This is a genomic window from Chryseobacterium aquifrigidense, from assembly GCF_006716485.1.
Classification (GTDB): Bacteria; Bacteroidota; Bacteroidia; order Flavobacteriales; family Weeksellaceae; genus Chryseobacterium; species Chryseobacterium vietnamense.
The window spans coordinates 3,010,656-3,024,213 of record NZ_VFPD01000001.1 but is presented as its reverse complement, the minus strand read 5'-3'; the positions used below and the strand labels follow the sequence as shown (position 1 = coordinate 3,024,213).

The window sequence follows — 13,558 nt, the reverse complement described above, 5'->3', positions numbered from 1 at the left end:
GAAAGTTTAAATACTTTCGGGACTTTTTATGCTGGGTCATGATCTGCTTTTAGCTTAATGTAATTCCGTCAAAGTTTCGGAAGCCATTCAGAAAATCTTTTACCATCATTCTTTTTTTCCCTTCCAATTGAAGTTCCAAAGGATAGTAAATTCCGTCCTGGGTATAGATTTTAAAATCATTTTTAGAAATATCGAGACTTCCGGCTGGTTTCCCGTGATCGGAAAGTTCAAATTTGCCCCCGAATATTTTTAATCCTTTTTCTTCATTGTCAATCTTTAAAGTAGTGAAAGCTGCAGGATAAGGCGACATTCCCAGAATAAACTGATGAATAGTTTTTGAAGGCTGCTCCCAATTGATCCTCGTATCTTCCTTGAAAATTTTATAAGCGTTTTTAGGATGTTCTACGTGAGGTTGAGGTCTTTCTTCAATTGCATTTTCAGCAAGACCATCTAAGGTTTTTACAACAAGACCTGAACCCATCTCCATCAGCCTGTCATGAAGGCTTCCTGCATTTTCATCAGGTAAAATTTCTATTTCCTGCTGAAGAAGAATATTACCTTCATCAATTTTTTCATTAATAAAGAAGGTAGTAGCTCCGGATTTTTCTTCTCCATTGATTACAGCATAATTAATTGGTGCAGCACCTCTGTAATCAGGAAGTAACGAAGCATGAAGATTGAAGGTTCCCATTTTAGGCATTTCAAAAAGTACTTTAGGCATCATTCTGAATGCTACCACAACAAATACATCAGCATCGAGTTTTCTGAGTTCTTCCAGAAACTCCGGGTTTCTCAACTTTTCCGGCTGGAAAACAGGGATGTTGTTTTCTTCTGCATATATTTTTACCGGGGATTGGTGAATTTTCTGTCCGCGTCCGCTGGCTTTATCAGCAACGGTTACAACGCCTACCACCTGATGATGAGATTGATGAATAGCCTCCAAAGAGGTTTTTGCAAACTCAGGAGTTCCTAAAAAAACGACTTTCAATGATTTCATACTGCAAAGATAAGTTTTTGATCTGAGAGTCGGATGATATTGGAGTTTGAGGGTAAGAGAGTTTTAGGGTGTGAGAGTTTGAGAGCAGTGGATTTAGGCAGGTTGAGATCATAATGTTTATAATACTCATTACTCATTATCCATTACTCATTACTCATGATTCAGCGCATACGTTCTGAAATTCAGCATTCTTACCTTTCCTGAATCCAAAAGAAAGATCAGGTTTTCCAGTATATTTTCTTTGGAATGGTAACTGAGCTGGATAGACAGTTCTTCAATAGTAGCTGATTTTTTAGCTAGTAAGCTGATGATTTGCTGAGAAATATTTTTTCCAAAGATCGACTGCTTATTTTTTTCACAGACAGAGCACTGGCCACAGTTTTTGGAATTTTTTTCACCAAAGTAGGCTAGGATAAGTTTCATTTTACAGTAGTCATTGTTTTCTACGTAAAATTTCATCTCTTCCCATTTCTGAATTTTGTTCCTTTGAATATGTTCAAATAATTTCCAGTAAGCACTATTCACAGCTCTTTCATCGCGGGGTTTCAGGAATTTGATACTTGCCAGTGCCCCATCAATATATTCAAGATAATTTTTTTGCTGAAGTTCTTTCAAACGTTCTTTGATCAAAGGAACACTGATATTGATTTTGTTGCTTACCTGCTGCTCACTGAACATTACTTTGTGGGTTGTAATCCCGGATATGTTTCGGAAAAGAAGTTCTATAAAATGGGCATCCTTTTGGGGGAGCTGGTCTATCTCATCAGCTTTAATGAAAAGTTCAAGCGAAGACAGGCTTTTATAATCGTTGTAGTAAACAATTTCCTGGTTGTGGAGAAAATTGAGTACATTGTTGATCTTAGCTTTAGACAGTTTTGTGAAATTCTGTATACTAAGGCTGTTCAGTTGAAATGTTTTTTCCGGAAGTTCGAATTCTGCTACCTGAAAAATAGAGTAGAGGTAGCTGATGATCTTCAAAAACTCAGCTTTGTTGGGGGTCTGATTTTTTAAAACCTGATCAAAATTTAATAATTCCTGTTTGTTCCATAGCATGAAAGCAAAACTTTCTTTTCCATCTCTTCCGGCTCTACCGATCTCCTGATAATAGTTTTCCAGAGACGCAGCAGGAGAATAGTGAATGACAAAGCGAACATTGTCTTTGTCAATACCCATTCCAAAGGCGTTAGTAGAAATAAGAACATGATTATCGCTGTTATTCCAAAGATTCTGTCTTGCATTCTTTTCCTTGGTTGTTAGGCCGGCATGAAAATAATCTACATTTTTCAGTTGGTTTTTCTTTAGAAATTCTGCCAGCAGTTCTGCTTCTTTTCTTGTTCTTACATAGACAATCCCGGAGTCGTTGCTGTATTTTAAAATATCAAAAACACGTTGGAATTTATCAGATACTTCATCGGTAAAGATTTTGATATTCTCTCTCTTGAAACTCTTTTGAAAAACAAAAGGATTTTTCAGTTCCAGCTTATTTTTGATTTCTTCAAGCACTTTCGGGGTCGCTGTTGCCGTTAAAGCAAGACATGGAATTTCAGGATGATTATTTCTGAATCCTTTTATATTCTGGTAACTGGGTCTGAAATCCTGTCCCCATTCCGAAATACAGTGGGCTTCATCCACGGCAATGAAGGATAACTGAATTTCCTCCATGTTTTGAATAAACTGAGTATTGGTAAGTCTTTCAGGAGAAACGTAGAGAAGTTTTGTAAGCCCTTCCTTGCAACGGTCGTACACTGCTTCCGCATCATATTCATCCAGTTCAGAAGACAGATATTCTGCTTCTATTCCGCGTGATTTAAGCTGATTGACCTGATCTTTCATCAATGCCAGCAAAGGAGATACAACAAGGCAGGTCCCTTCTTTCAATAATGCGGGTAATTGATAGCACAGAGACTTTCCTGCTCCTGTAGGTAACAGAACCAAGGTATCTTTTTCGTTGATAACAGCATTGATAATTTCTTCCTGAGAATCTCTGAAGTCGGTATAACCCCAGAAATACTTAAGAGTATCATATTTTAGCTTTTGAAAATCCTGCGGAGAAATCATGTTGTAAAAATAAGGAAAGATTTAGACAAAAAAAGTCACGCAGGGCGTGACTTTCATATGATATATCAATATATTTATTATTTAGCTTCGAAGTATACTCTTCTATTGGCTCTGTTTTTCCATTCAGGGCACTTCGTTGCTGGTTCACACTCAGGGTATTTAAGGTCTTTTTCACCTTTTCCTACAGCCTGTAGTTTACCTGTTTGAACACCGTTTTTGATCAGATAGTTCTTAACGTTGTTTGCTCTTCTCTCTGATAGTTTTTGGTTGTAAGCATCAGTACCTCTTGTATCAGTAGCTCCTATTACATTGTAAGAACCAGTTGAAGAATTAATATAGTTTACAGCGTTATTTAAAATTGGAGTATTTGATGGTAAAATTCTGTCAGAATTTAAATCAAATTCAATTCCCTCCAACTTAGTTTCTGTTTCTACTACAGGTCCGGTTGTAGCTACAGGACATCCGTTGTTTTCAACAGGTCCTGGAACTGTTACACACTTATCGTAAAGGTCAATTACACCATCCAGGTCAGTATCCAATGCAACTCCGGCACCGTCCACTCTAGCACCTGCAGGTGTATCAAGCTGTCTGTCCCAATCGTCGCATACCCCGTCGTTATCAGCATCTCCTTTTTTACATACTTCAATATCCTGGTTTTTATTAGCCAGTACATCAAGTTTATAATAGATTTCCTGAAGTGGGTCATGCCACATTAAGTGAGATTCGTGTTTTCCAAGTTTAACGGAAAGACCCAAAGTAGCATTGAAGAAGTTGTCAGAAACCTGCTCAGAACGCTTGTTGATAGCGCTGTATTTATCTCCTCCACCGTCAAATTCATCATCACCGGTTACCACATACATTAATCTACCTTCAATATCGATTCTTCTGTTCACTTTGAATTTAAGACCAGTACCAGCCTGCATGAACATAGAACCTAGTTCAAAAGGCTTGATTTCAGTCATTAATGTCTGTCTGTTATTTCCGGTTTTCTGGTATGCTCTGTAGGCAATAGTACCAATACCTGCATATCCATGAAGTGCCCATCTGTAAGGAGAGTGATTATCAACTCTTCTTAACAGATTCGAGAAGTTAATATCTCCTAAGATAGAGATTGCGTCATACTGAGTTCTTGCTCCTACCGCTGATGCATCTGGTGCAGAATTTTTAGTATTGAACCATCCTTGTCTGGTTTCACCTCTGTCATACTGTAAATTGATCCCAAAAGCATGGGTAATTGCTTTATCAATACTTACATACGCTGAATATCCAAAAAGGTTTTTACCGTTACCATTTTTGATCGACGTCAAATCTGCTGACTGAAGAAGTGGAACACCTACCCCGGCAGAAATAGACCAATCGTTAAATCTTTTAGATTGATTGGTAAATGGGGAAACATTAGCAGATCCCGAAGAAAATGTATTAGGATACTCTCCTTTTGAAACTGCCGTTGAGTCTTGTGCATAAGTGGCAGAAGGAATTGCCAAAGCTAATGCAACAATTGCTAAACTTAATTTCATAGTGTTATTTTTTTAAGTTAAGTTATTTAAATGATTTTTTTACGTTAAAAAGTGATTTTGTGTTAATTTTTTTCAAAACAAACTTACTGATTACTAATATGTTTCATAAAGTTGTCTTAAATAATGATAAAGGTATGTAAAAAAAATCGTAGTAAAAAAAAAATAAACCGAAAAGAACAATTCTTTTCGGTTTATGAAGTATTTTAAAATTATTTCTTCTTTTTCTTAGCAGGAACTTTTTTTACTGCTTTTTTTACAGGAGCGTCTTCATAGTCTTTCTTTTTGATAGAATCCCATTCTGAACTTTCTATAAATCTTACCGTAACTTTTCTGTCTGCCATTCTTTCAGCATCTGAAGCCGACGCTGGGATTGTTGCTTCAGCAGAGCCAACACCTCTTGATTTCAGCACATTTTCATTAATGCCTCTGTTTTCCAGAGCTCCTACTACAGCAGCTGCTCTTTCTTTAGACAATCTAAGGTTGTACGCTGCATTTCCTTTGATATCTGTATGTCCTGTTAACAGATAATTACCTCCGTTTTCTTTAATAATGGAAGCTGCCAGATCCAATTTTTCGTTAGATTCAGGTCTGATAGTAGCTTTATTAAAGTTGAAGTAAATATCTTTAAGGGTTTTCTCTACTTCTACAGCGGTTTCCTTATTATCTTTTTTAGCAATAGGGCATCCGTTGTTTTCAACAGGTCCTGGAACCGTTACACACTTATCGTAAAGGTCAATTACACCATCCAGGTCAGTATCCAATGCAACTCCGGCACCGTCCACTCTAGCACCTGCAGGTGTATCAAGCTGTCTGTCCCAATCGTCGCATACCCCGTCATTATCAGCATCTCCTTTTTTACATACTTCGATATCCTGGTTTTTATTAGCCAGTACATCAAGCTTATAATAGATTTCCTGAAGTGGGTCATGCCACATTACATGAGACTCGTGCTTTCCTAATTTGAAAGAAAGACCTAAAGTAGCGTTGAAGAAGTTGTCAGAAACCTGCTCAGAACGTTTGTTGATAGCACTGTAAGCATCACCACCTCCGTCAAATTCATCATCACCGGTTACTACATACATTAATCTACCTTCAATATCAATTCTTCTGTTTACTTTAAACTTCACACCTGTACCAGCCTGGAAGAACATAGAACCTAATTCGAAAGGTTTGATTTCTGTCATTAACCTCTGTCTGTTACTTCCGTCTTTCTGGTATGCTCTGTAAGCGATAGTACCGATACCTGCATATCCATGAAGTGCCCATCTGTAAGGAGAGTGGTTATCAACTCTTCTTAACAGATTCGAGAAGTTAATATCTCCTAAGATAGAGATTGCGTCATACTGAGTTCTTGCTCCTACTGCTGATGCATCTGGTGCTGCATTTTTAGTATTGAACCATCCTTGTCTGGTTTCACCTCTGTCATACTGTAAATTGATCCCAAAGGCATGGGTAATCGCTTTATCAATACTTACATACGCTGAATATCCAAAAAGATTTTTACCATTACCATTTTTGATGGACGTCAAATCTGCTGACTGAAGAAGGGGAACACCTGCTCCTACAGAGATAGACCAATCATTAAATCTTTTAGATTGGTTGTTAAATGGGGTAACATTGGCAGATCCTGAAGAAAATGTATTAGGGTATTTTCCATTTGAATCTGCAGTTGAGTCTTGTGCATAAGTGGCAGAAGGAATTGCCAAAGCTAATGCTACAATTGCTAAACTTAATTTCATCGTGTATTATTATTTGATTTCTTTTTTGAAAAAAGAAGTTGAAGTCTGTTTAATTATTTAATTGGACATCCGTTATTTTCAACAGGTCCCGGTACAGTTACGCACTTATCATAAAGGTCGATAACTCCATCCAGATCCATATCCAAAGCAACTCCGGCACCATCTACTCTTGCTCCTGCAGGAGTATCAAGCTGTCTGTCCCAATCATCACATACTCCGTCATTATCTGCATCTCCTTTTTCGCAAACAACAAGGTCAGTACTTGCATTTTCAAGAACGCTGGTTCTGTAGTAAGCTTCCTGAAGAGGATCATGCCATGCCAGGTGAGATTCGTGCTTTCCTAATTTGAAAGATACTCCTAAACTTACTGTCCAGGCATTATCAGATCTTCTTGAGTTTAGCATGTTATATTTTGAACCTGGAGTAGAAGGATCATAATCATTAGGATCTGCCCATCCGCCGCCATCGAATTCATCATCACCACTGATGATGTACATGGTTCTTGCCTCAACGTCAATAAGTTTTGAAACATTATATTTTATTCCAACACCTCCCTGATAGAAGATAGAATTGATATCAATGTCTTGCTTAATAAACAAAGGAGTTCTTCTTGGAGTATTGCTCCATCTGAATTCGTCGTTATCATGTAGTGAAGTTCTGAATCCCTGAACTCCAATACCCATATATCCATGGAAAGCCCATCTGTATGGAGAGTGGTTGTCTACTCTTCTGAAGAGATTCGAGAAGTTGATATCCCCTAATAAAGAGATGTTGTCAAATTGTGTTGTTGCAGTAGCTACTCCTGATTTTACACCTGCAGCACCGGGAAGCTGGGCTGTCTGTTTCGTTTCTCCTCTCATATACATTAGGCTTAGCCCGAATGCATGTGTGATTTGTTTGTCCACGCTTACGTAAGCATTGTATCCCCAATTGGTCTTATCCTTGCGGATAGATTTTAAATCGGAGTGTACCATAAATGCAGGACCTCCTCCGACAGAAATAGACCAGTCTCTGAAACGTCTGGCTTTATTGTCGAAAGTTTGTACATTGGCGGAACCTGAGGAGAATGTATTAGGATACTCTGTGGAAGAGTTTACTGTAGTGCCACTGTTCTGTGCGAACGCAGCAATTGGCAATGACGTAGCCAATAATAATAAACCTAATTTCATACAATATGTTTTATGTTTTAAATAAAATCTTTCAATAATATTCTGGAAAAGTCCCTTTCAAAAAGATGTTTTTTATGAGGGATTTCCAACCTTTCTGATTTAAAATTTAACTCATTATACTTAATGATATCAATGTCTATAATCCTGTCAGTATAACCTCCGGATACTTTTGAATCATTAATTCTTCCCATCTCAACTTCTATATTCTTAATACAATCAAGCAGTTGGATTGGTGAAAGATGAGTGAATATTATTGCTGCAATATTACAAAAAATATTGGAACTGGCAAACTCTACGGGGTCAGACATTAAAAATTCGCTGGTTTGTGAAATGTGATTTCCGGCTTCATTGATCTTCTTTAATGCAAGCTCTACATTTTTTTTTTGCTCTCCTAAGTTACTTCCTAGTAACAAAACGACCTTATGCTGCGACATATTAGAAAATTGATTGATTTATGAGAAGTTTCTTTAAAAATGTTTTGGCAAATATAGTAGCAATTATCATACTTTGCGCTCTATTTTTCATCTTTTTCATTATGATGCTTGTGTTTAGTGCGATGGGGAATGATAAGTCGGTGGCGGTGAAAAAGAACTCAGTTCTTACGATTAATTTAAAGACCAATATAATCGATAGTCCTACGGAAGAAGAGATGGGATTATTCGGTATAGGTGCCCAGAATAAAAGTATCCTTATATATGATGCATTAGAGGCCATCAATAAAGCAAAAACGGATGATAACATTAAAGGAATCAGTATAGAAACTGATTATTTATCTGCCGGGCTTACTCAAATTGATGATCTTAGAAATGCTATCGAAGATTTCAAGAAAAGCGGAAAATTTGTATATGCCTATGGAAACGGAGTATCACAGTCTGCTTATTATTTAGGATCTGTTGCTGATAAATATTATCTGCATCCGGCAGGAATGGTAGAATTAAAAGGTCTGGCTACGGAGGTTACTTTCTTTAAGGATTTTGCCGATAAATACGGAGTTGGAATTGAAGTAATCCGTCACGGTAAATTCAAGTCTGCAGTAGAACCGTTTTTAAGAAATGATATTTCTCCTGAAAATAAAGAACAGCTAAGTACACTTTTGAATGACCTGTGGAAAAATACTTCCAGTAAAATGGCAGCATCAAGAAAAATTGATACTGCTCAGTTCAGAATGATTACAGATAGTTTATATGGAATGATTCCTGAGCAAAGCTTAAAGTATAAACTTGCAGATAAACTGATCCAGAAATCAGAATATGAAGATCTTCTTAAGGCGAAGTTAAGTGTGAAGGATGATGAAAAACTGAACAAAATTTCTTTGACAAGTTATATCAATTCTTATGCGGATGAAGATAAATCCGGTGAAAAGATTGCAGTGCTTTACGCTTCGGGATCTATTAATAATGGAGATGATTACAATGACATCCATTCTGAGAAATATGTGAAGTATATCAAAAAGCTTCAGGAAGATGATAAAGTGAAAGCTGTTGTTTTCAGAATCAACTCTCCGGGAGGAAGTGCTAATGCTTCAGATGAAATTTTATTTGAATTACAGCAGCTGAAAAAGAAAAAACCATTAATTGTTTCTTTTGGAGACTATGCGGCATCAGGAGGATATTATGTGGCTATGGCTGCAGATAAAATTTATTCAGAGCCTAATACACTTACCGGTTCTATCGGAGTGTTCGGAGTGATGCCTTATTATAAAGATATTGCTGCTAAAAACGGGATCCGCGCAGATATTGTTGCTACCAATGCCAACTCTATGTATTATTCCGGGTTAAACGGAGTGACACCTTATGGAGTGAATATGATGACAAGAAGTGTAGAAGGTACCTATAAGAGATTTGTACATTTTGTGACTCAGAACAGGAAGAAAACTTTTGAGCAGATTGACAATGTAGGAGGCGGTAGAGTATGGAGCGGTGTTCGTGCAAAAGAAATTGGACTGGTAGACGAATTGGGTACTTTAACTGATGCTGTAAAATTTGCAGCACAGAAAGCAGGATTAAAGTCATACCATGTAGAGGCTTTCCCTAAGAGAATGACTCCGTTTGAACAAATCTTCAAAGACCTGAATGAGGAAGATGTTTCTGCCAGAATTATTAAAAATAAGATAGGGAAGTCCAACTATGAAATTTTACAGCAGATCACAAACAAAAAACTACAGTCTGAGGTGAAAATGGAAATGCCTTATCAGATCAGAATCAACAACTAACTAAATTTTATATTGTATACAAAAATCCCGGACCTGAAATTTCAGATCCGGGATTTTATTTTTATCAGCTTTAATATCAGCTTTTCTTTGTTGCCATTCCGTAAATCCAGAGAATAATTAAAGCACCTCCGATTGAGAGAATCCAACTTCTTGGATTCCAGAATGAAGTGACATCTCCCCAGTGTAAAACGTAAACTCCTATAGCTCCACCAACAAATGCTCCAAGAATTCCAAGGATAATAGTGATAAGCCATCCTCCTCCCTGAGTTCCCGGCATAATCATTTTAGCGATAGCACCTGCGATAAGACCGAACAGGATCCATGTAATAATTCCCATAGTTGCAAATTTTTTTATTGTTAATATTTAAAAAATGATTTGTTTGCTAATATAAGGGAAAACATGATATAAATCATCTTTTCTTGAAGAATGAGTCTACAAATTCCGTACCATTAAAGAGTTGTAAATCCTGCATTTTTTCGCCTACACCAATATACTTCACCGGAATTTGGAACTGATCGGAGATTCCGATAACAACACCTCCTTTGGCTGTTCCGTCCAGTTTTGTAACTGCTAAAGCATTGACTTCTGTTGCTGCTGTAAATTGCTTGGCCTGTTCGAAAGCATTTTGTCCTGTAGATCCGTCAAGTACCAATAGAATTTCATGAGGTGCATCAGGAATCACTTTCTGCATTACTCTTTTGATCTTGGACAATTCATTCATCAGGTTGATCTTGTTGTGAAGTCTTCCTGCGGTATCGATGATGACAACGTCTGCATTTTGAGCGACAGCACTTTGTACGGTATCAAATGCTACAGAGGCAGGATCTGATCCCATTTCCTGTTTTACAATAGGAACACCCACTCTTTCGCTCCAGATAACAAGCTGGTCAACGGCGGCGGCTCTAAAGGTATCAGCAGCCCCAAGAACTACTTTTTTACCTTCCGATTTGAACTGGTGAGCCAGTTTTCCAATGGTTGTTGTTTTTCCCACTCCATTTACCCCAACTACCATAATGACATATGGTTTTTTGGAGGTATCTATATTTCCTGTACCGGCATGTGGGTTTTCAAGCAATAATCCTGAAATTTCATCACGAAGAATTTTGTCAAGTTCGTTAACACCTACATATTTATCTCTGGCAACACGTTCTTCAATTCTTTCAATAATTTTGATCGTGGTAGAGGCTCCTACATCGGAAGCAATCAGGACTTCTTCCAGGTCATCCAGAACTTCATCATCTACTTTGCTTTTACCGACTACGGCTTTCGTCATTTTTTCAAAGAATCCCTGGCTGGATTTTTCCAATCCTTTATCTAAGGTTTCTTTTTCTTCCTTTTTGAAAATATTTTTAAACCAACTCATAGTTTTAGTTTATTCTTATTTATTTTTAATCACTGCTGTGGCTTCTACTTCTATCAACACATCATCTCTGAAAAGCCTGTTCACTTCTACAAGGCTGCTTACGGGAGGATTTTGAAGATTAATATACAAATCCCTTACTTTTCTGAAATCAGGTGTTTTTTTGATGTCTATGGTATAGATTACCAGTTTGATAATATCTTTGCCTGTACCTTCATATTCTTTCAGGATGTTTTCAATGTTTTTGAAAACCTGCTGCGTTTGCTCTTCAATAGTATTTCCTACAAGATTACCTTCAGGATCCAGAGGAACCTGTCCGGATAACAAAATCATTCTGGAATTTCCGCAGTCAATACTTACCGACTGGGATAATCCTTTTATGTTGAAAACTTTAGGCGAACTTTTATATTCTATGGTGCTCATTGTTTTCTGACTGAATGAAAATAGAAAAGTTGCTGTGCAGGCCAGAACAAGTATCTTTTTCATACTTTACTGATTAATAATCTGGTGAGCAAAGATAGCAAAAAAACTACCCAAAACAGGAGTTGTTTTTTTATATGTAAACAAAGTCTTTATTATTTTTATTTACTGATATTCCATATCAGGAGTTTTTATTACGGCCTGATAAAGAAACTGATGACAATTACAATTCAAACTCGTCTCCCAGACGTGCGATATTAAAACCTTTTTCAATGACCTGCTTACTCTGTTTGCTGTCCTGATTTAAAATTTTATTGCTATGGTTAAAATGGATAAAGAAAATTCTTTTTTTATATTCCGGTGACAGGTTTTTAAATAGTTCCATACTCTCCACTACAAACGGGTGTGGAATATCCTCAATATTTCTGTATCCTATTTCTTCCGAGTCGTAGAATGTACCGTCCAGAAATGCATAATCTACTGTTTTTATAAGTTCTGCAATATTGTGTTTCCACTTGTTCCATTTGTCTATATCCGGAATGAATAGTGCCTTTTTATGAGGACCTTTAATGATGAAACCAACGGTTTCCGAATATTCATCACGATGGGGAACCTGGATAGGAGTAACTTCTAAATTGGAGTTCACCTTTATTGGCACTTCATTCTGCATCTCATAAGGAGCAATATTATTCAAACGGATCAGCTGAGACCATGGCCCATTGGTTTCAAAAAACTTTTTAAGCCTCGGCATGGTATATACAGGAACAGCCTTGGAATTCATAGCTTCTTTCCCCAAAAACATAAGACCTGTATAATGTCCGATGTGGGCATGGGTAATAAAGATACCATCAGGTACAGTTTTCTTCGGAACCGCTGAGTGGTCCATCAGTAATTGCAGTTGTTGGGTGAAATCAGGAGTAGCATCGAAGATGTAATTTTTCTGCAGCCCGTTGTCGATTACTCCCAGAGAAGATACTTTTCTATCCTGCTTAGGATGTTTCCAGAGGTCCATACAGCATTCTTTACGGCATCCGATCTGTGGGGAGCCTGCATCCTGCACATTTCCTAAAATAATAATTTTTACATTCTCCTGAGAACTGCTTTTTTCGTGAATAGTCTGAGAATGATAGGAAGGTCCGGTGAATAGTATCGCGGAAAATAAAATAAACAATTGTTTCATACTGTGTTTTTTATGAAACGAATATAACAAAAAAACTACTCAAATAAATGAGTAGTTTTTTATATTGTAAACCAAGTACTGATTATTTTTTTAAATAACCATCTACTTCGTCAGCATTCATTACTTTTTCTTCGAAAACGTAAGCTCCTGATTTAGAAGACTTAACCATTTTCACCACTTTAGTCATTTTCTTAGACTGACCGCTTTGTAGGGTTGCTACTACTTTCTTTGCCATGGTAAGTTATTATTTATAAATTACTTAATTTCTTTGTGAAGGGTAGATCTCTTAAGAACAGGATTGTATTTTTTCAATTCCAATCTTTCTGTAGTGTTCTTTTTATTTTTTGTAGAAATGTATCTAGACATTCCTGGCATACCACTTTCTTTGTGCTCTGTACATTCAAGAATTACTTGAACTCTATTTCCTTTTTTTGCCATGATTTATTAATTCTTTTTAATCAATCCGTTTCTAGTAGCTCTTTCAATAGCTTCCTCGATTCCAATCTTGTTAATCACTCTCAATCCATGAGCTGATACTTTCAGTGTAACGTGCTTATCTTGCTCTGGAAGGTAAAACTTCTTCTCTAATAAGTTAATTTCAAAACGACGCTTCGTTTTGTTATTAGCGTGAGAAACGTTGTTACCAACCATTGCACGCTTTCCTGTTATTTGGCAAATTCTTGACATATCTCGATGTTCTTATTTGTATAATATTTGAGAGTGCAAAATAACGAAGAATTTTTTAGATAGACAAATCTTTTGAAAAATATTTGCAAATAAGTGGCTGATTAATAATATTGATTTTTTAAAATAGTAGAATCCTTGGGATACGGCAGATAATCAGTGCTGATATATTTCATACAGCCTTTTTTTCACCCAGAAAATTTAATATTCTATCTTTGTTT

14 protein-coding genes are annotated in these 13,558 nt (G+C 36.8%); 1 reads left to right on the top strand and 13 read right to left on the bottom strand.

Features of this window, described 5'->3' with window-relative positions; all coding sequences use genetic code 11:
• Positions 1-49 precede the first annotated feature (49 nt).
• From fmt to folK, 6 genes are all read right to left on the bottom strand, one after another.
• Positions 50-997 carry a methionyl-tRNA formyltransferase gene (fmt, locus tag FB551_RS13555; protein WP_142017867.1) on the bottom strand — a complete coding sequence of 316 codons (948 nt, stop codon included), beginning with the start codon at positions 995-997 and terminating at the stop codon, positions 50-52.
• 150 nt (positions 998-1,147) lie between these two features.
• The gene (locus FB551_RS13550) at positions 1,148-3,055 is read right to left on the bottom strand and encodes a RecQ family ATP-dependent DNA helicase (protein ID WP_047434938.1); all 1,908 of its coding nucleotides are present in this window, start codon (positions 3,053-3,055) and stop codon (positions 1,148-1,150) included.
• Positions 3,056-3,132: 77 nt separating this feature from the next.
• A complete protein-coding gene (locus tag FB551_RS13545; RefSeq protein WP_047434936.1) occupies positions 3,133-4,572 on the bottom strand; it encodes an OmpA family protein in 1,440 nt (479 codons plus the stop codon).
• A gap of 209 nt (positions 4,573-4,781) precedes the next feature.
• Positions 4,782-6,311, bottom strand: coding sequence for an OmpA family protein (locus FB551_RS13540; protein ID WP_142017866.1), 1,530 nt, complete (start codon positions 6,309-6,311; stop codon positions 4,782-4,784).
• Between the two features lie 53 nt (positions 6,312-6,364).
• The gene (locus tag FB551_RS13535; protein WP_047434931.1) at positions 6,365-7,480 is read right to left on the bottom strand and encodes a hypothetical protein; all 1,116 of its coding nucleotides are present in this window, start codon (positions 7,478-7,480) and stop codon (positions 6,365-6,367) included.
• A gap of 17 nt (positions 7,481-7,497) precedes the next feature.
• Positions 7,498-7,914, bottom strand: coding sequence for a 2-amino-4-hydroxy-6-hydroxymethyldihydropteridine diphosphokinase (folK, locus tag FB551_RS13530; RefSeq protein WP_047434928.1), 417 nt, complete (start codon positions 7,912-7,914; stop codon positions 7,498-7,500).
• 20 nt (positions 7,915-7,934) lie between these two features.
• On the opposite strand from folK, the gene sppA reads away from it, so the two are divergent.
• Positions 7,935-9,692: a signal peptide peptidase SppA gene (sppA, locus tag FB551_RS13525; protein WP_142017865.1), complete on the top strand. Its 1,758-nt coding sequence runs from the start codon at positions 7,935-7,937 to the stop codon at positions 9,690-9,692.
• Positions 9,693-9,768: 76 nt separating this feature from the next.
• Here the strand turns inward: sppA and FB551_RS13520 are convergent, their stop codons facing one another.
• The 7 genes from FB551_RS13520 to rpmB all read right to left on the bottom strand — a co-directional run bounded on the left by FB551_RS13520 (position 9,769) and on the right by rpmB (position 13,340).
• Positions 9,769-10,029, bottom strand: coding sequence for a GlsB/YeaQ/YmgE family stress response membrane protein (locus FB551_RS13520; protein ID WP_034694983.1), 261 nt, complete (start codon positions 10,027-10,029; stop codon positions 9,769-9,771).
• A 73-nt stretch (positions 10,030-10,102) separates the two neighbouring features.
• Positions 10,103-11,056 carry a signal recognition particle-docking protein FtsY gene (ftsY, locus tag FB551_RS13515; protein WP_034694984.1) on the bottom strand — a complete coding sequence of 318 codons (954 nt, stop codon included), beginning with the start codon at positions 11,054-11,056 and terminating at the stop codon, positions 10,103-10,105.
• Positions 11,057-11,071: 15 nt separating this feature from the next.
• Complete coding sequence (locus FB551_RS13510; RefSeq protein WP_142017864.1) at positions 11,072-11,539, bottom strand: RidA family protein; 468 nt, start codon at positions 11,537-11,539, stop codon at positions 11,072-11,074.
• A gap of 157 nt (positions 11,540-11,696) precedes the next feature.
• Positions 11,697-12,653 carry an MBL fold metallo-hydrolase gene (locus FB551_RS13505; protein ID WP_142017863.1) on the bottom strand — a complete coding sequence of 319 codons (957 nt, stop codon included), beginning with the start codon at positions 12,651-12,653 and terminating at the stop codon, positions 11,697-11,699.
• Positions 12,654-12,735: 82 nt separating this feature from the next.
• Complete coding sequence (locus FB551_RS13500; protein ID WP_002976755.1) at positions 12,736-12,888, bottom strand: DUF4295 domain-containing protein; 153 nt, start codon at positions 12,886-12,888, stop codon at positions 12,736-12,738.
• A 20-nt stretch (positions 12,889-12,908) separates the two neighbouring features.
• Positions 12,909-13,091 carry a 50S ribosomal protein L33 gene (gene rpmG, locus FB551_RS13495; protein WP_027373683.1) on the bottom strand — a complete coding sequence of 61 codons (183 nt, stop codon included), beginning with the start codon at positions 13,089-13,091 and terminating at the stop codon, positions 12,909-12,911.
• Between the two features lie 6 nt (positions 13,092-13,097).
• A complete protein-coding gene (gene rpmB, locus FB551_RS13490; RefSeq protein WP_002976757.1) occupies positions 13,098-13,340 on the bottom strand; it encodes a 50S ribosomal protein L28 in 243 nt (80 codons plus the stop codon).
• Between the last annotated feature and the right edge of the window lie 218 nt (positions 13,341-13,558).